Raw genomic sequence first — 20932 nt, 5'->3', positions numbered from 1 at the left:
AACTGATGGCTGCACAGCAGCGAGGCAGGAACGGTCAGGAAGGCACCGAACGCGCTGACGGCGAACGCCGTGGCCGCCGCGAGGGCCGCCAGGACCGCCGCGACAATCGTCGCGCCGAGGACAAGAACCAGTACATCGAACGCGTTGTCACCATCAACCGCGTCTCCAAGGTTGTGAAGGGTGGACGTCGTTTCTCCTTCACCGCCCTGGTCGTCGTTGGTGACGGTGAAGGCACCGTGGGCGTTGGCTACGGAAAGGCCAAGGAAGTTCCCCAGGCTATTTCCAAGGGTGTTGAGGAAGCGAAGAAGAACTTCTTCCGCGTCCCCATGATCCGCCGCACCATCACCCACTTCGTGCAGGGTCGCGACGCCGCAGGCGAGGTGCTCCTCCGCCCGGCAGCTCCCGGTACCGGCGTTATCGCCGGTGGTCCGGTTCGCGCCGTGCTCGAGGCCGCCGGTGTGCACGACGTGCTCACCAAGTCCATTGGTTCGGACAACGCAATCAACATCGTTCACGCAACCGTGGCTGCTCTCAAGCAGCTCGAACAGCCTGAGGCCGTTGCAGCCCGTCGTGGCCTGCCCCTCGAGCGTGTTGCTCCCGCAGCAATGTTGCGTGCACGCGCCGAAGGTGAGGCCGAGGCTCGCGCCAAGGCTGAAGAAGCCGAGGCTGAGAAGGCCGCTGCAGGGGTGAGCGAGTGATGGCAAATCTGAAGATTACCCAGGTCAAGTCCACCATCGGCACCAAGCAGAACATGAGGGATACCCTGCGTACCCTCGGTCTGCGTAAGATCGGCCAGAGTGTCGTACGCGAAGATACTGACGCTGTTCGCGGCGCAGTTCGCACCGTGCGTCACCTGGTGACCGTTGAGGAGGTCGACTGATTATGGCCAACTCCAAGGCTACTGAGGGTGCAACCGAGCAGGTTCGCATCGTCAAGCTCCACCACCTGCGTCCCGCCCCGGGCGCCAAGACCGCTAAGACTCGCGTCGGCCGCGGTGAAGGCTCCAAGGGTAAGACCGCTGGTCGTGGTACCAAGGGCACGAAGGCTCGCTACCAGGTGAAGGCAGGTTTCGAGGGTGGTCAGATGCCCATCCACATGCGCCTGCCCAAGCTGCGCGGCTTCAAGAACCCCTTCCGCGTTGAATTCCAGGTCGTGAACCTCGACCGCCTGCAGGAACTGTTCCCCGAAGGTGGCAAGGTGACCGTGGAAGATCTCGTGGCACGTCACGCAGTCCGCGATGGACATGCTGTGAAGGTGCTGGGCACCGGCGATGTCACCGCCAAGTTCGACCTCGTTGTCGATGCTTGGTCGGCCTCCGCCGAAGCCAAGATCACCGCGGCTGGCGGTAGCCTCACGGCCCGCTGAAACGTATGAAGAGGGGTGGTCCGGTGGAGAACCGGACCACCCCTTTTCACCTCAATTAGGACTAACGTCCTACTATTCTTCTTGGAGTGACATCAGCGATGTCACTGAAACTCGCATATTTGACCGTCACTCGGGTACGCTTTCCACAGTCCTAATCCCGAGATAACGGGTTTTCCCCACAACACCGGAGGAGGAACGCCTTGCTCAGTGCGTTCGCGCAGGCATTCCGCACACCCGACCTTCGTCGGAAGCTGCTCTTTTCCCTGCTGATCATGGCCTTGTTCCGTCTTGGAACCTTCATCCCTGCACCAGGTGTGGACACCAAGGCCGTCCAGGCATGTTTGGCCCAACAGGAACAAGCATCCCTGCTGGACCTCGTTAACCTCTTCTCCGGTGGTGCACTCCTGCAGCTGTCGATCTTCGCCCTGGGCATCATGCCTTACATCACGGCATCGATCATCATTCAGCTGCTGCGCGTGGTCGTCCCCCGCTTTGATGACCTCCACAAGGAAGGCCAGATCGGCCAAGCCAAGCTGACTCAGTACACGCGCTACCTGACCATCTTCCTTGGCGTGCTGCAGTCCACCACGACTATCACGCTCGCACGCTCAGGCGCGCTCTTCCCCGCATGCCAGCAGAGCATCATTGCTGATGACTCTGTGACCAGCTTCCTCGTCATGGTGATCGTGATGACGGCAGGTACCTCGGTCATCATGTGGCTGGGCGAACTCATCACTGAACGCGGCATCGGCAACGGCATGTCCCTGTTGATCTTCACCTCGATTACCGCCCAGCTTCCCGCACAGCTCCTTTCCATCGGTCAGGGCGGCAACTGGAGCGCCGTGGCCGCCATCATCGCCATGATCCTCGGCGTTACCATCGCCGTTGTCTTCATCGAGCAGGCTCAGCGTCGCATCCCCGTTCAGTACGCAAAGCGTATGGTCGGGCGCCGCACCTACGGTGGCTCCTCCACCTACATTCCCCTGAAGATAAACATGTCGGGCGTTATCCCCGTCATCTTCGCATCCTCCCTTCTGGCTATGCCTTCCTTGGTGGCACAGTTTGGCGCTCAGGATGCTGACTGGGTGCTGTGGATCCGCACGCACTTCTCCTCGACGGCGTGGCTCTACCTCACCATTTACGCCCTGCTGATCCTCTTCTTCGCATTCTTCTACACCTCGATCACCTTCAACCCTGAAGAGGTCGCGGACAATATGAAGCGCTACGGCGGCTTCATCCCGGGCTACCGCGCTGGCCGCCCCACCGCTGAGTACCTGCGCTACGTCGTCAACCGCATTACGAGCGCCGGTGCCATCTACCTCGTGGTTATTGCGCTGCTGCCCTCTCTCTTGATCATCCCGCTGGGCCTCGGGGCTGGACAGATGCCCTTCGGCGGCACGACCCTGCTGATTATTGTCGGCGTCGGCCTGCAGACCGTGAAGGAAATCAACACGCAGCTGCAACAGCACCACTACGAAGGTTTCCTGCGATGACGACCATCATCTTGCTGGGCCCTCCTGGGGCCGGCAAAGGAACTCAGGCCAAGCGGATTGCGGAACGCCTCGGCATTCCGGCGATCTCCACCGGTGCAATCTTTCGGACCAACATGTCCGAAGGGACAGAGCTAGGCAAGCAGGCCGCCCTCTACATTGACCGTGGTGAGTTCGTTCCCGACTCCGTCACCAACCCCATGGTGAAGGCCCGCCTGGCTGCTCCTGATGCCCAAAAGGGCTTCCTACTTGACGGCTACCCCCGTACCCTGGATCAGGCACACGTCCTGCGTGACATGCTCGCCGACCTGGGAATCACGCTGAACCTCGTTCTTGAGATCGAGGTTGACGAGGACGAGGTCGTCACGCGAATGCTCAAGCGCGCCGAAGAGCAGCACCGCACGGATGACACTGAACCGGTGATGCGTCACCGCCTTGAGGTCTACCGCGAACAGACCATGCCGATGGCAACGTACTACGCCGATCAGGACCTCCTTGAAGTCGTTGACGGCTCGGGCACCATCGACGAAGTCTCCGAACGCATCTTCGCAGTGTTGGACGCCTTGCCGACCTGCGAGCGCAAACAGGGCTGACCCATCGTGGGCCGCATTGAACTGAAGACACGAGACCAGATTCGCTACATGCGCGAAGCTGGTCTCGTTGTCGCTCGTATCCATTCCGCATTGCGCGCGGCTGCCGTGCCTGGCGTGCCAACTGGTGAGCTTGACGCCATTTGTCATGAAGTGATTCGTAATGCCGGTGCAAAGTCAAACTTCTACCGCTACTACGGCTACCCGGCTTCGGTATGCATCTCACCTAACGATGTGGTCGTACATGGCATTCCCGGTGACTACGTCCTCCAGGTGGGGGATATCGTCAGCTTTGACTGCGGAGCCTACGTGGAACGCGCCGGTAAACAGTGGCATGGAGATGCCGCCTTCACCATGATTATTGGTGACGATCAGGCCGATGGCCAGGTCGACGCAGCCCTTTTGCAAAGCCGCCGAGAGCTTGAAGCTGTCACGCGCGAAGCCATGTGGGCAGCTTTGGCCAGCCTGGCCAAGGGCAAACGGGTCGGAGCTGTGGGCAATGCCGTTGAAGATGTCGTCGCTTCCCGAGCTGAAGAGCTTGGCTGGGAAGCTGGCATCGTTGAGGAGTTCACCGGCCATGGCATCGGCACGGCCATGCATCAGGCGCCCGACGTGCTCAACTACCGTGTGCGGGGTATTACCGCCAGGCTCAAACCCGGTATGGTCCTGGCCGTTGAGCCGATGCTGACCACCGGTGGTATCGACACGTTCACCGAGGACGACCAGTGGACGGTGCGCACCATGGACGGCTCGGATGCCGCCCAGTGGGAGCACTCGGTGGCAATCCTCGACGATGGTATTTCGATCCTCACTGCACCTGATGGGGGAGTGGCAGGTCTGGCTCCCTACGGAGTGACACCGGTAATTCTTGATTAACGCGGCTTGGCGCATACATGCGAGTGGAACGAGGGAGTAGCGTCACCTGCTCCCTCGTTTTCTAAAAGGTGAGGGAGTGAACAGTGCCGTTGACTACCACAAAACCCCTGTATGGCCTATTGTGGATAGTCGGGCGTGTCCACTCATACCCACTTTCATGCGATTGAGGGGTGGGCCGCGCCTTGCGGTACAACCGCGGTACTACTAGACACACTAAGGACAGACGGAGTTCATGGCGAAGAAGGACGGCGTCATCGAGATTGAAGGCACGGTTGTTGAAGCCCTGCCTAACGCAATGTTCCGCGTAGAGCTGAGCAATGGTCACATTGTCTTGGGCTACATTTCGGGCAAGATGCGTCAGCACTACATTCGTATCCTTCCCGAGGATCGCGTTGTGGTGGAACTGAGCCCCTACGACCTGTCCAAGGGCCGTATCGTTTACCGCTACAAGTAAACCAGCCGACACGACAGCGCCATGCTGACATGGCGTGGAGGTATAACCATGAAGGTCAAGCCGAGTGTCAAGACGATCTGTGACAAGTGCAAGGTGATTCGTCGCCACGCCAAGGTCATGGTCATCTGCGACAACCCCCGACACAAGCAGCGTCAGGGCTGAACCCTGACCCTGTAGCCGGTCATAGGGCCGCAAAGGCCCGTCAGCATCACACCAAACGTTGCCGAGCAACGACCCCCGGTTCGGAGGCCGGGGCCAGACAATTCGTCTGGATGGCGTGGTGACGACCTCCGAAAAACCCACTGGAGAAGCAAAATGGCACGTATTGCCGGCGTCGACCTCCCTCGCGAAAAGCGTATGGAGATCGCGCTTACTTACATCTACGGTGTTGGACGCACCCGCGCCAAGGAAACCCTTGAGGCTACCGGCGTGAGCCCCGACCTGCGTGTGAAGGACGCTACCGAGGACGACCTCGTCAAGCTGCGTACCTACATCGAATCCAACTACAAGGTCGAGGGTGACCTGCGCCGTGAGGTGCAGGCCGATATTCGCCGCAAGATTGAGATCGGTTCCTACCAGGGTCTTCGCCACCGCCGTGGCCTGCCCGTGCACGGCCAGCGCACCAAGACGAACGCTCGTACCCGTAAGGGCCCCAAGCGTACCGTCGCAGGTAAGAAGAAGAAGTAATAGACCCGGCTTGAGCTGCACACACCTGTAGCTCATCGACATCGAAGGAACTTTCAATGGCTACTAAGTCCACCCGCTCCTCCGCGTCGCGCAAGCCGCGTCGCAAGGTGAGCAAGAACGTCACCCACGGCAACGCCTACATTAAGTCGACGTTCAACAACACCATCGTCTCCATTACCGATCCCACTGGCGCCGTTATTGCCTGGGCCTCCTCCGGCCAGGTTGGCTTCAAGGGCTCGCGTAAGTCCACCCCCTTCGCTGCTCAGCTTGCCGCCGAGGCTGCCGCCCGTCGCGCACAAGAGCATGGCATGAAGAAGGTTGACGTCTTCGTGAAGGGTCCCGGCTCCGGCCGTGAGACCGCGATCCGTTCCCTCCAGGCTGCTGGCCTTGAGGTTGGTTCGATCCAGGATGTCACTCCCCAGGCACACAACGGCGCTCGTCCTCCCAAGCGTCGCCGCGTCTGACCCGAGCCTGAGCGGGCTGTCCTTTGACACCTGTGAGAGGACAACCCCACGTCTGAGTGGCGCAAACGCCCTCGGCTAAGTGGCCACTCCACACTCCCTTCCCCGTTCATCGGGACCCGCATCCGGCGTCATATGGCGGTCGCCGGGAAGAAAGGAACAAGACGTGCTCATTGCAGAGCGACCCATCCTGACCGAAGAAAAAGTCAGCGACTTCCGCTCCCGTTTCACCCTCGAACCCCTCGAGCCAGGCTTCGGCTACACGCTGGGTAACTCCCTGCGTCGTACCCTGCTGTCCTCGATCCCCGGCGCAGCCGTGACCTCCATCCGTATTGATGGAGTGCCTCACGAGTTCCGCACCGTTGAGGGCGTGAAGGAAGACGTTGCCGAAATCATCCTCAACATCAAGCAGATCGTTCTCTCCTCTGAGAATGACGAGCCTGTTGTGATGTACCTGCGCAAGGCTGGCCCCGGCACAGTCGTGGCTGGAGATATCACTCCTCCCGCCGGCGTGGAGATTCACAACCCTGAGCTGCATCTTGCCACCCTCAATGAGAAGGGCAAGCTGGAGATTGAACTGACGGTCGAGCGTGGCCGCGGTTATGTCTCTGCCGCTCAGAACAAGGATCCCCAGGCCGAGATCTCTCGTATCCCGATTGACTCGATCTACTCGCCGGTCCTCAAGGTGACCTACAAGGTCGAGGCCACCCGTGTTGAGCAGCGCACCGACTTCGATCGCCTCGTCATTGACGTGGAGACCAAGCCGGCCATTAGCCCCCGCGATGCTCTTGCCTCCGCTGGTAAGACCCTTGTGGAGCTCTTCGGCTTGATGCGTGAACTCAACGAGGAAGCTGAAGGTATTGAGGTTGGCCCCTCCACCACGGATGCCACCCTCGCCGCCGACCTGGCCCTGCCGATCGAGAGCCTCAACCTGCAGTCGCGTTCGTACAACGCCCTGCGCCGTCGTGGCATCCTCAACATCGGCGAGCTCGTTGCTCACTCCGAGGCTGACCTGCTGGATATCCGTAACTTCGGCACCAAGTCCATTGAGGAAATCAAGGAAGCCCTGGGCGCCCTTGGTATGACCCTCAAGGATTCCCTGATGCCGTCCATGCCCGGCGAGGGCGACTCCGGTTCGATCCAGTTCAGCGACGACCAGTCCTTCTGACCCTGGGCGTCGCCAGACGCTCGACTTCATACTTTTGTAGGAGACACCAATGCCCACCCCCAAGAAGGGTGCTCGCCTGGGCGGCAGCCCGGCACACCAGAAGCTGATCCTGGCCAACCTGGCCACGCAGCTCATTGAACACCGCGCCATCACCACGACCGAGGCCAAGGCCAAGGTGCTTCAGCCTTACGTGGAAAAGCTGGTCACCAAGGCCAAGCGCGGCGACCTGCACGCTCGTCGTACCGTTGCTAAGCGCATCACCAACAAGGATGCCGTTTACATGCTCTTCGACGAGATCGTCCCTGCGATGGACGCTGAGCGTAAGGGCGGCTACACCCGCCTGACCCGCGTTGGCTACCGTAAGGGCGACAACGCTCCTCTGATGCGCATTGAGTTCGTCATGGAACGCGTTGCGAAGAAGGCTGTCGTGGCTGAAGCTGAAGCCACCGTTGCTGCAGCAGAAAAGAAGGCTGAAGAAGCCGCAGCCGAAGAGGTCAAGGCCGAGGAACCCGCAGTTGAAGAAGCTGCCGTTGAAGCCGAGGCAACCGAAGAGGCTGCTGAAGAGAAGTGAGTGACCCGGCACTGACGTGCCGCGCATGATCCGATAAAGGGTTGGGGTTCACGATCGTAGGATCGTGAACCCCAACCCTTTCTTTTGTGTGAGCATGCTGGGGGCGGAGTCGTGCCAAACCACCCCCTATGGCTGGACTAGGCAGCGTAAGGACCGATGGCGGCAACCTCGTCCCACCGGGAGCGGGGGATGAACCGTGCGACAATCAGGCCAGCCGCGAGGAAAATGAGGCCATTGATGACCACACTGAGCATCGTATTCGTATCGAGCTGCATCCAGTAGGTGAGCATCATTGTCCCAACGTGCATACCGCCGTGGATTCCTACTGCAGCCCAGGTGGAGCGCAGGAGAATCGCCAGATAACCGGCAAGTACAGCAAAACCGAGAGGCAAAATCAGGTAGAGCACTCGATCAAGAAGGCTTTGCTGTGGACCTTGAGAGAGCAAATGAAGGATCGTAAACGTGCCCACAGAGATCCACAGTGCTCGCTGCGGACGCGCTGACAGGGACTGCATGAGGTATCCGCGGAAAAGCACTTCCTCGCCAAAACCTTGGAGGAAGAATGCCCGTCCAAGAATCAGCGCCAGGACGAGGGCGACGGGCGCGTCACTGGGGGCAGCGCTAGCGTGGGGCATAACAGAGACGAGATCAAAGGCGTACAGGGCGAAGGCTGATCCCCAGATAATTCCGATGGCAAGCGCGGTGCCGAGCAGGAAGGAAAAGAAGGCTCTGAGATTGATCGACAGGCCCAGGGCAGCTACTGGTCGGCGGTCTAGCGTGCGGATCAACACTGTGGCGAGGAGAAGCATCATGAGGCCAACACTGAGCTGGACACACAGATTGGCCACGGTGTTGACCAGGTAATTGCTGGATTTCAACCATTCGCTGAAGGCAGGAATGGACGAGATGAGCATGATCGGTACATACGCGGCCAGCATTGCAAGCATCGTCAGGAGAATCCGCGCCCATTCAGGAAGCCGTGGACATGCGAAGGGTGTTGCTTTGCGGGGCGCGGAGGAGTGCGAAACTGGGGATGAAATGTGAGTATTCATAGCCCCTCACGCTATTGATTGTCTCTGCCGGTGGAGAGTGGCTGGCGTCAGGAGTTTCGGTGAGGAATCATGACTACGGTCATGGGACGGGACTACCGGAGGTCATCTAGGGTGTCAGCTATGGACACCACAATGAGTTGGTCTTTGGGGACACATGCGGATTCTCACTATGCCGGGCGGACCATGCTGGCGGTTTTGCAGGTGCTCGCCTTTCTCAGCTACATCGCATTTGCTGCAACGATTCTGGCGGTGGCTGAACAGCGGGAACTTCCGCTTGCTCTGCTGTTACCCACGGTAGGCGTGCTGGTGGGGGTGCTGTGGGTTGTGCGTCATCGACTCCCAGTTGGTCGAGGGAGAGCCGTGTGCTCAGTTGTGGTGTTGTTCTTGCTTTTGGTGCCCGCTGTTATCGGACAGCTAGGGTTTAATGTTCCCTTCCTCCTTGTCGCGCAGGCTTTGCTGGTGATTGATGTGGGCGTGTGGGCGGGTTTGCTGGGGAATGCGTTGGTGGCCACTACGGGCATGGTTGTCCTTATGAGTCGCGGGCAGGTAGAGGACGGTCTTGTCAACGGGGTACTGGTTTTTATCCTCATGACGGTCGGGACGGCTTTGGGGCTGCTGATGAGACGCTACGAGGCAGTGGTGGCGGATCAACAGGTGATGATTGCCGAACGTGATGCTGCTTTAGCTCAGGTAGAACGACAGGTTGCCTTGGAAAAGGAACTTGTTTTGGCTAAGGAGCGTGCTCGCGCCGCCCATGAGCTTCATGATGGATTGGGGCATCGCCTCACGCAGATTGGTATGAGCCTTGAGTTTGCTTCTCGCGTGAGGGAAACGGACGCGGACGCCGCCTGGGCGGAGATCGTTGTCGCGCAACGGGCTACGCGCGAGGCCGTGGGAGAGATGCGTACCTGGGTGCGCGCACTCAGTCCCGTAACTGGTGGGGCAGAGAGCAGGGGAGTGGCTGCTTTGGAGGCTATCGCGGCCTCTTTCCGCGGTACAGGGGTGCGGGTGGAGGTCGAGAACCTTTTGGGAGGGCCCGCATTGGGGCAGATCGAAGAGGTTGTTCTCCACCGTGCGGTTCAGGAGGGGCTAACAAATGCCCTACGCCATTCGCATGCGCGTGATGTCACGATCACTCTGGCAATGGTTGAGGGTGGGGTGAATCTTCTTGTGGTGAATCGAATTTCTCCTGAATGTCGGGAGGAGGTTCCCCATGCTCCTGTGGGGGAGTCTGGCGGGCCCACGGTGGGATTTGGAATTGGAGGCTTGAGGGAACGGGTGGAGGAATTAGGCGGTTTGCTTCGAGCAGGTCGTGAAGGGGATGATTTCGCGCTGAGCGTTGTGCTTCCGAATCATGTGGCCATGGAACAGTGCGTCGACGCTCGCAGCGGGGGTGAAACTGGTGTCTGAGTCGATATCTGAGGCGGAGCCGATCCGTGTTTTACTCGTTGACGATCATCAGCTACTGCGCCGTGGTCTTTTGATGCTTTTTGGAACAGTTCCTGGCATTGAGGTTGTCGCCCAGGCTGCGCATGGCGCCGAGGCATTGGCGGTGCTGAGGTCAACTCCTGTCGATGTGATTGTGTCGGACGCAAAGATGCCGGTGATGGACGGGATTGAACTGGTGCGCTGCTGCGCTCAGGAGTTTCCCCATATTCCGGTTTTGGTTCTGACGACTTTTGATGAGCCGCATCTTATTCGTGGTGCTCTTGAACAGGGGGCGGCGGGTTTTTTGCTCAAGGACGCCTCGATTGACACGCTTTCTCAGGCGGTTCGAGCGGTTGCTCAAGGCGGACTCGTTATTGATCCGCAGGTTGCTCGCCTTGCGTTGAGGGGAGATGACGAGGCAGAGAAGGGTGATTCGTCTGTTTTGTCTCGTCTTACTCCGACGGAGCGTGAGGTGGCTTTTCTTGTTTCTGAGGGCCTGTCTAATCAGGCGATTGCGCAGCGGATGGTGTTGGCGGAGGGGACGGTGAAGAATCATGTCTCTTCGTTGCTGCGTAAATGTGATGCCTCTGATCGGACTGCTTTGGCCCTTGGCCTCTATAAGGCTTTCCATGAGGTTGAGGAGCGATGAGTTGTGTGTTGCGCGGCTGAGTCCTTTTGCGCTCAGGAACATTAGTGCACGAGGCTGATGAAGTTACTCACGGATGCTCCGTGCGCTAATACACAACAGGGTGGAGAAAGCGCGTTATTGTGCGCATTGTGGGAGGGGGAGCTGTTGGAGGCCGTGAAAAAGAGTGACGTTTCTTAATTGAAACTGAATGAGTGGGGGGATAACGTAAAAGGGAACACAAGTGTTTTCAAGATCCCCAACACTGAGTGAGGAAGAGATGACTCGACGCCCTTCACAGGCTGTTCCTGCTGTTATCGTCAGTGCATTCGTGGCAGCCAGCCTTGTTGCCTCCCCACAGGCATACGCCGCAGATAATCATGCCGTGAACTCGCCGCAGTCCCTCGTGTGCCTCAGTGCCGACATTGAGCAGCGTTTGACCCGCGCTCTTGACGAGGCAAAAGCGGGTTCTTTGCTTGCCGAACAGAAACTTGCCGAGGCCGATCAGAAGCTTGCTCGTCAAGAAAAGACCGTCGATACGCTGGAAGCGGCCCGTCAGGAGACCATCGGTCGTATTCGTCGAGCAGTTGAGGATGCACGAAAGGGTGCAGTAGCCGAGCAGAAGGCCGCTGAACAGAAGGTCGAGGCTGCGCGCGCTGCATTGAAGGCAGCTCAGAACGGCCTTGCCGCGCATGAGAAGACCCTGCAGGGTATTCATGCTGAGATTACGGCGTTGCAGGCCAAAGAGGCAGCTAATGCCGCTGGCACCGACGAACTCTCGCAGAAAGTGAAGAAGCTGAGTGCTGACTCCGCTCAGGCTCGGGCGACTCTTGAGGAAAAGAAGCAGTCCACTCGCAGCGCTCAAGAGAATGTCGAGCGGTCCGCAGCGGCTCAGAAAGCAGCAGAAGACAGCCTTGCTCAGGCAAAGACTGCCCGTGACGAGGCTGACGCGCACGTTCGTCATGCGCAGCAAGAACTGCGCGAGGCAGAGGCCGCACTGACGGACGCACGGGAAAAGAACGAGCGTTTGAAGCAAGCGGGTGGTAAAGCAGCGATTGAGCGTGGGCTCGCGGACGCGCAGAGTGCTTTTGACCGTGCGCGTCAGGAAAGCGAGCAGCGGGCGACAGAACTTGCGGATGTGACTCGCCAGGTTGAGGCGGCCACTGCAGAAAAAGATGCTGCTAAGCGTGCCCTTGATCCGGTGAAGGCTGCTGCTACCGCACGCCTTGCCACCATTGCAGACCTTGAGAAGCAGAGGGAGACGGCTGCCGCAGAATTGCGTTCTGTTCAGGAAGCAACAGCAGAAAAGACGCAGGAGCTAGTGACGCTTCGAGGCAAGATCGCCGGAGGGGAGCAAAGGCACGAAGAACTGTCTCGTTTTGAGCAAGTGTATGCGGAGGCTCTGCTGCGGTTGGATGCCGAGATTGCACAGCTCAAGCGAGAGATTCAGGATCTCATGCAGGATGCTGAGGCGAACGCCGCAGAGATTGAGAGAAAGAAGAACTCTTTAGCAGGGAAGCAACTGAGCTGGGAGTCAAATGACGTTGATCTGCGTGAGACTCGGGAATCTCTTGACTCCTTGACGAACGAGCTCATCGCGTTCCGTCGGCAGGAGCAGACGCTTGTTGCGGAGGAAAAGGCTGGCACTCAGCAAGCTGAAGCAATTTCGCAGCGACTGGACGGTCTGACTCAATCCCTGACGAATGAGCAGCAGGCGCTTGCTCAAGAACAGCCCACTCTTGCGCCGCTGCAAGAAGCTTTCGACCAAAAGAGCAGCGTGCTCGCTCAGCTTGAGGCGAAGAAAACACAACATAGTGAAGCTGCGCGCGCAGCGCAGGAGGCGGCAGCGCTGAAGCAGCGTGAGCTTGACGCGGCTAAAGCCCTGAAAGAGAGCTTTGGTGCTGACTTCGCCGGTGATCTGGACACTCAGCTTGGGGCTGCAGAAAATCAGGCAAGCCAGCGTCTGGAGACCGCGAAGACAAGCCTGACTGCTGCTCAGGAAGACCAAGTACGCAAGGCCGCTCAGGTTGATACCGCCCAGGCTGCTGCAACGCAGGCGGCGCAAAGCGCAGCTACCGATGCTGAGGCTCTTGCAGGAGCGCGCCGCGACGAGCAGGAAGCTCAAAGCGTAGCCAATCGACTGAGCGCTGAAGAAGTGGCAGCCCGAAAGGCTCGTGATGACGCTCATGCGACGGTGACTGCCGATCGTCAGAAAGCGCAGGCACGTTTGCTTGAGGCACAACGTGTTCTTGCTGGAAGTAAGCAAGCGGCAGAAGCAGCGTCGCGTGCTCTGAGCACTGGAATTAGGGAACTCACTGAAGCTGAGGCTACCGCTGCTGCTTTCATGACGCTTGGGAAGGACGCAGGTATCGCCGCGCCTTTGCAGGGGAAGGTTTTTGCCGAGCTAGAGGCGAAAATTGCTCGACTCCGCATGCAGATTCCCTCTGTTGATCGCGCTCGGGCTGATGTTGCTGCACAGAAGGCGCTGCGCACTACCTTGCGTGAGGACTTCGAGGTAGCCCGTCGGAAGGTGGATGTGGCCTCGAATGATCTCAGTAGTGCCCGCAAACTGCCTGCGTGCCCAACTCCGCCGGCAAAGGAACAGGTGCCGCCAGCGAAGGGGCAGTCTGGGCAGGTAGAGGCTCAGGTCGCCCCGCAAGCGAAGGCGTCATCGTCTCAGGGGCTTGCCTCAACAGGTGCTGAGGATCTTTCAGGGGTTGCTGCTCTGATGGCTATCATCGGTGCCGGCGCCGTGGTGACTCACCGAGGTTTGCGTCGGCGCTGAGGCGTCTGGTTTGTCTGCCTGTGATGAATTGTCTGAAAGGCTGAAGTTCTGAGTTTTCTGAAAGCTCTTAAGTTTCGGGTATTGCGAAAAACTCATTTCAACCAGGATGTATTTGCCCATGTCAGATGCAGTCTGAAATCCTTGTGAGCTTCTTTGCACTCCTTTCCTCAACCCCACAATATGCTTTAAGCTGATGGCAATGCCCTTGAGGTACTGCATCAATCGACCAAAAAGAAAGATGGCAATGACTTCTACATTCAATGCGCCTCGCGCCCTCAAGAGTGGCGTGGCAATCGCAGCTCTTGCGGCTCTTCCTCTTACTTCTCTCGTTGCCCTGCCCTTGCAAGCGCAGGCGTCTGATGGTTCCTCGTTGACTACAAGTGTCGCCGATGGGGGAAATGTTGTCTCCCGCCAAGATATCCCTAGTCGTCCTAACTTCAAGGGACTCGTGTGTGTACCGGGCCGTGATTCGCAGGCATTGTCCTTCGCGCTTGACATGAATCTTGCGAGTTTCTGGGAGAAGTGGACGCAGGTTTACGAGGCTAACAAGCAAAAGCCGGGAGTTGACGACCAGTCACTGCTCGCTCAGTTTTCATTCGACACCGTCATCCCTGCAGGAGTGACCATCCACCGCGGAGAACTGTCTCAGGAGAGGTTGCAACTTGCCTTTGCTGCGGCCTCTCCCGAAGCAGCGAAGCTTTTTGCGGTTGACGGCAATGCAGTGGTAACGAATGACAACAAGGTTGTGATTCAGTTGGGCCTTAAGGACAAGGACCTCAAGGCTCCGGCATTTAGTGCTTTCAAAGACAAAGCTCGTTCAGTAAAGGTTGTCTTCCCTGAGGGCTCTCTGACCGTTCCTGCTGCTGGCACCCGTTCAGATGAGCCCCTGCCACTTGGAGCCACAAGCGCCTACGCTCAGATTGCAGTTAACCCGAATCACCACCAAAACGGTGGACCGCACTTTGGCGTTTTTGAATCTCTCGTCGCACCCGCTGGAACAGCAGTTGAACGTTACTCTGATGCCACGCTGTCGCCCTCCTTTGCGTCGGTAACTCCAGGCAAGGATCTTCCTAAAGAAGTTGCTGCGAAGACGCCCGACAAGGTGAAGTTCGCCAATGAAGCTGCCATTACTCTCCCTGCCGATCCAGCCGAAAAGACTGTGAAGGTTGCCGATGGCGAATGGATCTTCCAAGGCTGGGACGCCAAGAAGGACACTGGCGACGGCTGCGCACACTTCAGCACTGTAGGTAAGTGGGCCTTCACCGCCGCTCCCAAGCAGGATGGCGACCAGGGCAAGGATAAGGATCAGGGCCAGGGCCAGGATCAGGGCAAGGATAAGGATCAGGGCCAGGGCGGCGACCAGGGTAAGGATAAGGACCAGGGTAATGACAAGGGGCAGGGAAAGCCCAAGCCTCAGCCTCAACCCCAGCCTCAGGACAAGGACAAGGGTCAGTCTTCTGCCAAGCCTCAGGCAAAGGATGCTAACAAGTCCGCTCAGAAGGAACCCTCGACCAAGGGTGGCCTGGCAAAGACCGGCTTTGAGAGTGGCCTTCTCGCCGCAGCAGGTCTTATCCTCGCAGCCGGTGCTTCGCTGACGATTGTTCGTCGTCGCAATTCCTAAGGCCTCAACACGCAGTCTTGACGATTGTGTTGTGAGCACCTTCATGGACGAGTAGTGATGGGCGGTGGATCAGGAATGATCCGCCGCCCATCACTATGTCTGCGTTCTTACGCCTCCGTTGGCTCTGCCAGAACATCGCAGAGCTGATAGCGTTCAGTACACGTCAGTAGCCACACGACAAGGTCATTACATGATTGAGTTCAAGTCCGTCTCCAAAACCTTTCCCGGTGGGACAGTCGCGGTGAGTGACTTCTCCTTCACTATCGGCAGTGGTCGCTCAGTTGCCTTTCTGGGTTCATCAGGATCAGGGAAAACAACACTTCTTCGCATGGTGAACCGCATGGTTGACCCCACCTCGGGCACAGTGCTCATTGACGGGGAAGATATCCTGACACGCGATCCTGTTCAGCTCCGCCGTTCCATCGGATATGTGCTCCAAGCCGGTGGACTCATGCCGCACCGCACTGTCGCTGACAATATCGCCACTGTGCCGATACTGAATGGAGTACCGAAAAAACAGGCGCGCGCTCAAGCGTGCGAGCTCCTGGAGCGCGTCGGCCTCGACCCACAATTAGCCAAACGTTATCCGGCAGAGCTTTCAGGCGGCCAGCAGCAGCGTGTGGGAGTTGCTCGCGCACTTGCCACGAACCCCAACATCCTTTTGATGGATGAACCTTTTGGAGCCGTCGATCCGATTGTCCGGCGCGAACTTCAAGACGAGCTCATTCGTTTACAAAGCGAGATCGGGAAAACCCTGATCTTCGTAACGCATGACGTGGATGAGGCATTCCGAATTGGAGATGAGGTAGTGGTTTTGCAAGAAGGCGGCCATATTGCCCAAGCTGGAACCCCTGCTGAAATCCTCTCAGCACCAGCCAATGACTTTGTCGCGCGCTTCATCGGCGCATGCCAAGGCGGACGCCAGCTCAGTGTTGAGCACATGCAAGGCAAAGACATTGTGCTTGACCCCAATGGCACTCCCCTTGGCGTGATTACAGCAGGACAGCACACATCGTGAACTGGCTTCAGCACAATTGGATGATGGTGGTTGACTATCTCATCGACCACCTGTGGTTGAGTGTGCCGCCAATCATTGCCGCCACGATTCTTGCGGTGCCCTTGGGGCGACTGGCCTATAAGTACCCCAAAATTGGTGGGATGCTTCTGAGTGGAGCAACCTTGCTCTATGCGATTCCCGCGCTGCCGTTACTTATTGTCATCCCTGCCATCTTCGGGGTGCCGCTGCGCTCTCCGCTGACAATGATGATTGCTCTGACCCTCTACGGCGTGGCGTTGATGGTACGCAGTGCTGTTGACGCCTTCCACTCCGTTGACCCTCGTATTCGCGAAGCTGCCATTGCGATTGGCAACTCGCCGCGCTCGATTTTTTGGCGGGTCGATCTCCCTCTGGCGAGCCCCGTGCTTTTCGCCGGGGTACGAGTAGTCGCGGTGTCGACGATTGGCCTGGTACCGATCGGCGCTCTGATTGGCATTCCCACTTTGGGAACTCTTCTGACTGACGGTTTTCAACGCGGGATCAGTGTTGAGATCTGGACCGGCGTTATCGTCACCATGCTTCTTGCCCTCATAATCGACACCGCGCTTCGAGGGTGCGCATGGTTGGCACTCCCGTGGGCGAGGCAGGTAAGGAGACGAGGATGAGACTCCTGTACGAGGCTATTGCCTGGCTTTTCACTCCCGGACACTGGGTGGGTTCCAGCGGAATTGGCATGCGGATTTGGGAGCATCTCGGGATCTATCTTCTGGCGCTGGTGCTCGCTGCAATGCTGGCGATCCCTCTTGGCCTTATTATCGGGCACGCCCGACGAGGATCAGGCATTATGGGCGCGCTGACAGGTGCTGCCCGGTCAATTCCCACCCTCGGGTTGCTTACGCTCTTTGGCTTGTGGTTCGGCATCGGTATGCAAGCACCCCTCTATGCTCTGGTTATTCTTGCCCTGCCGTCACTCCTTGCGGCCACCTACTCTGGTGTGCACGCGATAGACCCCTCTATTCCACTGGCGGCACGCGCTATCGGCATGAGTCCTCTACAGGTTCTCCGCTCGGTCGAAATCCCTCTTGCTCTGCCCACTATTGTTGGCGGCATACGAGCAGCCTCTATACAGATTGTTGCCACTGCCACGCTTGCGGCTTACACCGCAGACCTTGGCCTTGGGCGTTTCCTTTTCATCGGTCTGAAAACCCGCGACTACGCGCAGATGCTTGGAGCTGCCCTTCTTGTCACCCTCATTGCCCTCCTCATTGAGGTGCTACTTGGGGCCGCACAACGCTACGCCACCAGGAAAGCCCGGCCACATTCATCCACAGGGAAGGCCACACCATGAGCTCACGCCGAATCACTGCCTGGCAGGGCCGACGACTTCTTCCGGCTCTCCTTGCGCTCACCTGTCTGGCCGCTGGCTGCGCAGCATCCGATCCTTTTGGTGACTCGCCAGAGCAGGGCAACACTGATGCGGCAATCGTTGTTGGATCGCAGGACTATTACTCCAACGAGATCATTGCTGAGATATACGCGCAAACACTTGAAGCCGAAGGCTACACGGTTGATCGTCACATGCGTATCGGCCCGCGTGACGTCTACCTTCCTGAGATTGAAGCAGGGGCTATTGACGTATTCCCGGAATACTCGGGAAACCTCTTGCAATATTGGCGTCCCGACACTCCCGCTCGCCAAGCAGACCAAGTGCAGGTGGAATTGCAGGCGGCAGCTCCCGGCGGTCTGCGGGTCCTCCACGCCGCGCCAGCTAGCGATCAAGACTCCTACACTGTGACCCGCGAGTTCGCCGAACGCTGGAACCTGCGCACCATTGACGACCTTTCCTCGGTGACTGAGCCGATGATCTTAGGTGCGAACTCAGAGGCTGAACAAAGACCTTACGGCCCGGCAGGTCTCAAAGCCCTCTACGGCGTCACCATTGGATTCACTCCCATTGAAGATAGTGGCGGGGCATTAACCGTCAAAGCCTTGCGCGACGGTGACATCCAATTGGCGAATATCTACACGGCTGATCCTGCTATCGCCACGCACGACCTCGTCACCTTGGAAGACCCTCGCGGTCTTTTCCTGGCGTCCAATGTTGTCCCCCTTGTCTCTGAAAGACTGAGCGACGACGCCGTGCAAGCACTTAATGCCATCAGTGCAAAGCTCACAAGCGAGGACCTTATTGCCCTCAATGCCCGCAGCGTCAACGAAGGTCTGCCCGCTCATGTCCTTGCCGCACAATGGTTGGAGGAGCGCCGCTAAAATCGTGCCTGTCCCACTCTCAGCAGACGGAAGATGAACCCATGGCACTGTCACACCCCCCCGAACTGTCACAGGGAGCTTCTCATCGTCTGCGCCTGGACCTGGCTTATGACGGGACCCTTTTTCACGGATGGGCCACCCAGCCTGGCTTACGCACCGTGGAAGGGGAAATCAGCGAAGTTCTGAGCATGATCGCTCGCGGGCCCGTCACCCTCACCGTCGCTGGCCGCACCGACGCTGGGGTGCACGCCAGCGCACAAACTGCCCACGCTGATCTGCCGCAGAACCTCTGGGAGAGCGCGCTTCGGGCTCGCTCGAGTACGTCAGCTCAAGAGCGCAGTGCCGAGTCACTCGCCGCGCGGGAGCTTCCAACACAGGCCCAGACAATTCACGCCCTCACAATCCAAGCAGGGGAGAGGCTGAGCCACAGGATCAATAGCATCCTTGCCCGCCGCTACGCGCAGTACTGCGAAGAGCGAGGCCAGCGGGTCCCCCGCGGAACAAGCGATGTTCTCATCCACGCAGTTCAGCCCGTTTCCTCTGATTTTGATGCGCGATTCAGCGCCATCGGCCGAGCCTATGTGTACCGAATGAGCGATGGGCAAGCGGCCCGCAGCCCACTGCGTCGGCATGATGTCGTGTGGTTGGGTGGAGGCGCATTAGACGTTGACGCCATGAACGAGGCTGCCGTCGCGCTCCTTGGCGAGCATGACTTCCTTGCCTACTGCCGTCCTCGGCAGGGCGCTACCACCATACGTACTCTGCGTACCTTGCGTTTTTCGCGAGCCGATGGGGGAGTGATCGAAGCCGAGGTGGAGGCAGATGCGTTCTGTCATTCCATGGTGCGTTCCCTCGTTGGGGCGGCCATTGAGGTAGGCAGTGGCCGACGCGCAGTGGGGTGGATGGCAGAGCTGCTTGCGGCGCGCTCGCGGGAGCAGGCCGCGCCGATTGCCCCCGCTCATGGTTTGACCTTGCAGCGTGTGGACTATCCACCCGCCGGGGAGTGGGCGACGAGGGCGGCAGCGGCACGTCGGCGTCGTGACGAGGTTCCTGCCGCTGGCAAGCAGGGTGACTGCTGCGACGGGTAGAGGCCTTATGAGCAGGGTAGGAAGAAAAGCGGGTAGTTGGGTGGAGTCTGCCACAGTCCCGGTAGGGCTTTGACCGGAGAGATGCCGCACAGCTAGAATTGTCAACGCTGTGCGTCAGCCGCATTATCGGTGCCTTCCCACTCGCCGAATGCATGAACGCTGACGCTTCGCGCTAACCGATCTCATCGTGAGCGTGCCCGGCCCCGTATTGCAGTGGCTCCGGCTCGTTCCATGACAGAAAGAATTGAAGGTTACGCCCGTGCGCACCTATTCACCCAAGCCTGGGGACGCTAACAAGCAGTGGTACGTCATCGACGCCACTGACGTTGTCCTGGGTCGTCTGGCGTCTCATGTCGCCACCCTCCTTCGTGGGAAGCACAAGCCGACGTTCGCCCCTCACATGGATATGGGCGACTACGTCATCGTCATCAACGCTGACAAGATTGCTCTGTCGGGCAAGAAGGCCGAACAGAAGATGGCCTACCGCCACTCCGGCCGCCCCGGCGGTCTGCGCGCCGTCAGCTACCGCGACCTCCTCGCAGAGCGCCCTGAGCGCGCAATCGAGAAGGCCGTTCGCGGCATGCTTCCCCACAACAGCCTTGGCCGTAAGCAGCTCAAGAAGCTGCACGTCTACGCAGGTGCTGAGCACCCGCACGCAGCCCAGGCTCCCGTCCCCTTCGAAATCACCCAGGTCGCCCAGTGAGCGCGTCGCGCTTCTGAGCACTACGAACTGCACTGAGGAGAACTGTGGCTGACACCACCGAGCTCGTCGAGCTGGATGAGGAAACCACCCCTAGCTCGTACACCACTGAAACCGAGTCAGCTCCCGCTGGCGCCGGTCAGTCCATCACCGCCCCCGGCGCCGGCCTCGGCCGCCGCAAGGAGGCTGTTGCCCGCGTCCGTCTGGTTCCCGGCTCCGGCCAGTGGACCATCAACGGCCGCCCCCTGGAGGACTACTTCCCCAACAAGCTGCACCAGCAGCTGGTGAAGTCCCCCTTCGTTCTGCTTGATCTCGACGGTCGTTTCGATGTCATCGCTCGTATCAACGGCGGCGGCATCTCCGGCCAGGCTGGCGCCCTCCGCCTGGGCATCGCCCGCGCTCTCAACGAGATCGACCGTGAGGCAAACCGTCCCGCTCTGAAGAAGGCTGGCTTCCTTACCCGCGACGCCCGCGCCATTGAGCGTAAGAAGGCAGGCCTCAAGAAGGCACGCAAGGCGCCTCAATACTCCAAGCGCTGATCTGTCATCCGCCTTGTGGCGGAACACAGAAACAACACCCCGCTGGGTTCAACCCAGCGGGGTGTTGTGCTTTGATGCGCCCGTTGAATGCGCGCCACCACCTTCACGCCGTAAAATCACTGTGGACATACTGCTGTGTGCAGGAACATTCACCAGCGCCATCACCT

Annotated in this window: 24 protein-coding genes; 23 read left to right on the top strand and 1 reads right to left on the bottom strand. The window is 58.9% G+C overall.

The window, feature by feature from the left end; translation table 11 throughout:
• The first annotated feature begins 5 nt into the window (after positions 1–5).
• From rpsE to rplQ, 12 genes are all read left to right on the top strand, one after another.
• Positions 6–698: a 30S ribosomal protein S5 gene (gene rpsE / locus EII11_RS04995; RefSeq protein WP_124869483.1), complete on the top strand. Its 693-nt coding sequence runs from the start codon at positions 6–8 to the stop codon at positions 696–698.
• A complete protein-coding gene (gene rpmD / locus EII11_RS04990) occupies positions 698–880 on the top strand; it encodes a 50S ribosomal protein L30 (protein WP_124869480.1) in 183 nt (60 codons plus the stop codon). The genes rpsE and rpmD overlap by 1 nt, the downstream gene beginning before the upstream one ends.
• 2 nt (positions 881–882) lie before the next feature.
• The gene (gene rplO, locus EII11_RS04985) at positions 883–1365 is read left to right on the top strand and encodes a 50S ribosomal protein L15 (RefSeq protein ID WP_124869477.1); all 483 of its coding nucleotides are present in this window, start codon (positions 883–885) and stop codon (positions 1363–1365) included.
• Between the two features lie 200 nt (positions 1366–1565).
• On the top strand, positions 1566–2858 hold the full coding sequence (gene secY, locus EII11_RS04980; RefSeq protein ID WP_124869474.1) for a preprotein translocase subunit SecY: 1293 nt from the start codon (positions 1566–1568) through the stop codon (positions 2856–2858).
• Positions 2855–3448 carry an adenylate kinase gene (locus tag EII11_RS04975; protein ID WP_124869472.1) on the top strand — a complete coding sequence of 198 codons (594 nt, stop codon included), beginning with the start codon at positions 2855–2857 and terminating at the stop codon, positions 3446–3448. The genes secY and EII11_RS04975 overlap by 4 nt, the downstream gene beginning before the upstream one ends.
• Positions 3449–3454: 6 nt before the next feature.
• Positions 3455–4321 (top strand): type I methionyl aminopeptidase, encoded by an 867-nt coding sequence (gene map, locus EII11_RS04970; RefSeq protein WP_124869470.1) that lies wholly within the window; start codon positions 3455–3457, stop codon positions 4319–4321.
• Between the two features lie 232 nt (positions 4322–4553).
• Complete coding sequence (gene infA, locus EII11_RS04965) at positions 4554–4775, top strand: translation initiation factor IF-1 (protein WP_124869467.1); 222 nt, start codon at positions 4554–4556, stop codon at positions 4773–4775.
• A gap of 48 nt (positions 4776–4823) precedes the next feature.
• Positions 4824–4937: a 50S ribosomal protein L36 gene (gene rpmJ, locus EII11_RS04960; protein ID WP_124869464.1), complete on the top strand. Its 114-nt coding sequence runs from the start codon at positions 4824–4826 to the stop codon at positions 4935–4937.
• A 153-nt stretch (positions 4938–5090) separates the two neighbouring features.
• The gene (gene rpsM, locus EII11_RS04955) at positions 5091–5462 is read left to right on the top strand and encodes a 30S ribosomal protein S13 (protein WP_124869461.1); all 372 of its coding nucleotides are present in this window, start codon (positions 5091–5093) and stop codon (positions 5460–5462) included.
• 56 nt (positions 5463–5518) lie between these two features.
• A complete protein-coding gene (rpsK, locus tag EII11_RS04950; protein ID WP_124869458.1) occupies positions 5519–5926 on the top strand; it encodes a 30S ribosomal protein S11 in 408 nt (135 codons plus the stop codon).
• Positions 5927–6089: 163 nt separating this feature from the next.
• The gene (locus EII11_RS04945; RefSeq protein WP_124869455.1) at positions 6090–7091 is read left to right on the top strand and encodes a DNA-directed RNA polymerase subunit alpha; all 1002 of its coding nucleotides are present in this window, start codon (positions 6090–6092) and stop codon (positions 7089–7091) included.
• Between the two features lie 49 nt (positions 7092–7140).
• Entirely contained in the window at positions 7141–7662 is a 522-nt protein-coding gene (rplQ, locus tag EII11_RS04940) for a 50S ribosomal protein L17 (RefSeq protein ID WP_124869452.1), read from the top strand.
• Between the two features lie 137 nt (positions 7663–7799).
• Here the strand turns inward: rplQ and EII11_RS04935 are convergent, their stop codons facing one another.
• Positions 7800–8714 (bottom strand): CPBP family intramembrane glutamic endopeptidase, encoded by a 915-nt coding sequence (locus EII11_RS04935; RefSeq protein WP_124869449.1) that lies wholly within the window; start codon positions 8712–8714, stop codon positions 7800–7802.
• A 120-nt stretch (positions 8715–8834) separates the two neighbouring features.
• On the opposite strand from EII11_RS04935, the gene EII11_RS04930 reads away from it, so the two are divergent.
• The 11 genes from EII11_RS04930 to rpsI all read left to right on the top strand — a co-directional run bounded on the left by EII11_RS04930 (position 8835) and on the right by rpsI (position 20765).
• Positions 8835–10124: a sensor histidine kinase gene (locus EII11_RS04930; RefSeq protein WP_165867070.1), complete on the top strand. Its 1290-nt coding sequence runs from the start codon at positions 8835–8837 to the stop codon at positions 10122–10124.
• Positions 10117–10791: a response regulator transcription factor gene (locus EII11_RS04925; protein ID WP_240623067.1), complete on the top strand. Its 675-nt coding sequence runs from the start codon at positions 10117–10119 to the stop codon at positions 10789–10791. Before EII11_RS04930 ends, EII11_RS04925 begins: the two co-directional genes overlap by 8 nt.
• 220 nt (positions 10792–11011) lie before the next feature.
• Positions 11012–13552, top strand: coding sequence for a coiled-coil domain-containing protein (locus tag EII11_RS04920; RefSeq protein ID WP_205649236.1), 2541 nt, complete (start codon positions 11012–11014; stop codon positions 13550–13552).
• 244 nt (positions 13553–13796) lie between these two features.
• Complete coding sequence (locus EII11_RS04915; RefSeq protein WP_124869437.1) at positions 13797–15173, top strand: SHIRT domain-containing protein; 1377 nt, start codon at positions 13797–13799, stop codon at positions 15171–15173.
• Between the two features lie 190 nt (positions 15174–15363).
• Positions 15364–16191, top strand: a complete 828-nt coding sequence (locus EII11_RS04910) for an ABC transporter ATP-binding protein (RefSeq protein WP_124869434.1) — start codon at positions 15364–15366, stop codon at positions 16189–16191.
• Positions 16188–16835, top strand: coding sequence for an ABC transporter permease (locus EII11_RS04905; RefSeq protein WP_205649235.1), 648 nt, complete (start codon positions 16188–16190; stop codon positions 16833–16835). The genes EII11_RS04910 and EII11_RS04905 overlap by 4 nt, the downstream gene beginning before the upstream one ends.
• Positions 16832–17518, top strand: a complete 687-nt coding sequence (locus EII11_RS04900) for an ABC transporter permease (RefSeq protein WP_124869430.1) — start codon at positions 16832–16834, stop codon at positions 17516–17518. The genes EII11_RS04905 and EII11_RS04900 overlap by 4 nt, the downstream gene beginning before the upstream one ends.
• On the top strand, positions 17515–18438 hold the full coding sequence (locus EII11_RS04895) for an ABC transporter substrate-binding protein (RefSeq protein ID WP_124869428.1): 924 nt from the start codon (positions 17515–17517) through the stop codon (positions 18436–18438). Before EII11_RS04900 ends, EII11_RS04895 begins: the two co-directional genes overlap by 4 nt.
• A gap of 41 nt (positions 18439–18479) precedes the next feature.
• Entirely contained in the window at positions 18480–19526 is a 1047-nt protein-coding gene (locus EII11_RS04890; protein WP_124869425.1) for a tRNA pseudouridine synthase A, read from the top strand.
• Between the two features lie 259 nt (positions 19527–19785).
• Positions 19786–20229: a 50S ribosomal protein L13 gene (rplM, locus tag EII11_RS04885; protein ID WP_124869423.1), complete on the top strand. Its 444-nt coding sequence runs from the start codon at positions 19786–19788 to the stop codon at positions 20227–20229.
• 44 nt (positions 20230–20273) lie between these two features.
• On the top strand, positions 20274–20765 hold the full coding sequence (gene rpsI, locus EII11_RS04880; protein ID WP_124869420.1) for a 30S ribosomal protein S9: 492 nt from the start codon (positions 20274–20276) through the stop codon (positions 20763–20765).
• The last annotated feature ends 167 nt before the right edge of the window (positions 20766–20932 follow it).

The sequence above is a fragment of the Schaalia canis genome, assembly GCF_003858455.1.
GTDB classification, from domain to species: domain Bacteria; phylum Actinomycetota; class Actinomycetes; order Actinomycetales; family Actinomycetaceae; genus Pauljensenia; species Pauljensenia canis.
The sequence above is the reverse complement of the archived record's forward strand: the minus strand, read 5'-3'. Positions and strand labels throughout refer to the sequence as shown.

Excerpts from the sequence above, each read along its gene's own strand:
- EII11_RS04915 (WP_124869437.1), top strand. The coding sequence starts at position 13,797 with ATGACTTCTACATTCAATGCGCCTCGCGCCCTCAAGAGTGGCGTGGCA.
- rplO (WP_124869477.1), top strand. The coding sequence starts at position 883 with ATGGCCAACTCCAAGGCTACTGAGGGTGCAACCGAGCAGGTTCGCATC.
- rpmD (WP_124869480.1), top strand. The coding sequence starts at position 698 with ATGGCAAATCTGAAGATTACCCAGGTCAAGTCCACCATCGGCACCAAG.
- rplQ (WP_124869452.1), top strand. The coding sequence starts at position 7,141 with ATGCCCACCCCCAAGAAGGGTGCTCGCCTGGGCGGCAGCCCGGCACAC.
- EII11_RS04930 (WP_165867070.1), top strand. The coding sequence starts at position 8,835 with ATGGACACCACAATGAGTTGGTCTTTGGGGACACATGCGGATTCTCAC.
- EII11_RS04935 (WP_124869449.1), bottom strand. The coding sequence starts at position 8,714 with ATGAATACTCACATTTCATCCCCAGTTTCGCACTCCTCCGCGCCCCGC.
- rpsE (WP_124869483.1), top strand. The coding sequence starts at position 6 with ATGGCTGCACAGCAGCGAGGCAGGAACGGTCAGGAAGGCACCGAACGC.
- rpsM (WP_124869461.1), top strand. The coding sequence starts at position 5,091 with ATGGCACGTATTGCCGGCGTCGACCTCCCTCGCGAAAAGCGTATGGAG.
- rpsK (WP_124869458.1), top strand. The coding sequence starts at position 5,519 with ATGGCTACTAAGTCCACCCGCTCCTCCGCGTCGCGCAAGCCGCGTCGC.
- EII11_RS04975 (WP_124869472.1), top strand. The coding sequence starts at position 2,855 with ATGACGACCATCATCTTGCTGGGCCCTCCTGGGGCCGGCAAAGGAACT.
- EII11_RS04910 (WP_124869434.1), top strand. The coding sequence starts at position 15,364 with ATGATTGAGTTCAAGTCCGTCTCCAAAACCTTTCCCGGTGGGACAGTC.
- rpmJ (WP_124869464.1), top strand. The coding sequence starts at position 4,824 with ATGAAGGTCAAGCCGAGTGTCAAGACGATCTGTGACAAGTGCAAGGTG.
- EII11_RS04900 (WP_124869430.1), top strand. The coding sequence starts at position 16,832 with ATGAGACTCCTGTACGAGGCTATTGCCTGGCTTTTCACTCCCGGACAC.
- EII11_RS04895 (WP_124869428.1), top strand. The coding sequence starts at position 17,515 with ATGAGCTCACGCCGAATCACTGCCTGGCAGGGCCGACGACTTCTTCCG.
- infA (WP_124869467.1), top strand. The coding sequence starts at position 4,554 with ATGGCGAAGAAGGACGGCGTCATCGAGATTGAAGGCACGGTTGTTGAA.
- EII11_RS04890 (WP_124869425.1), top strand. The coding sequence starts at position 18,480 with ATGGCACTGTCACACCCCCCCGAACTGTCACAGGGAGCTTCTCATCGT.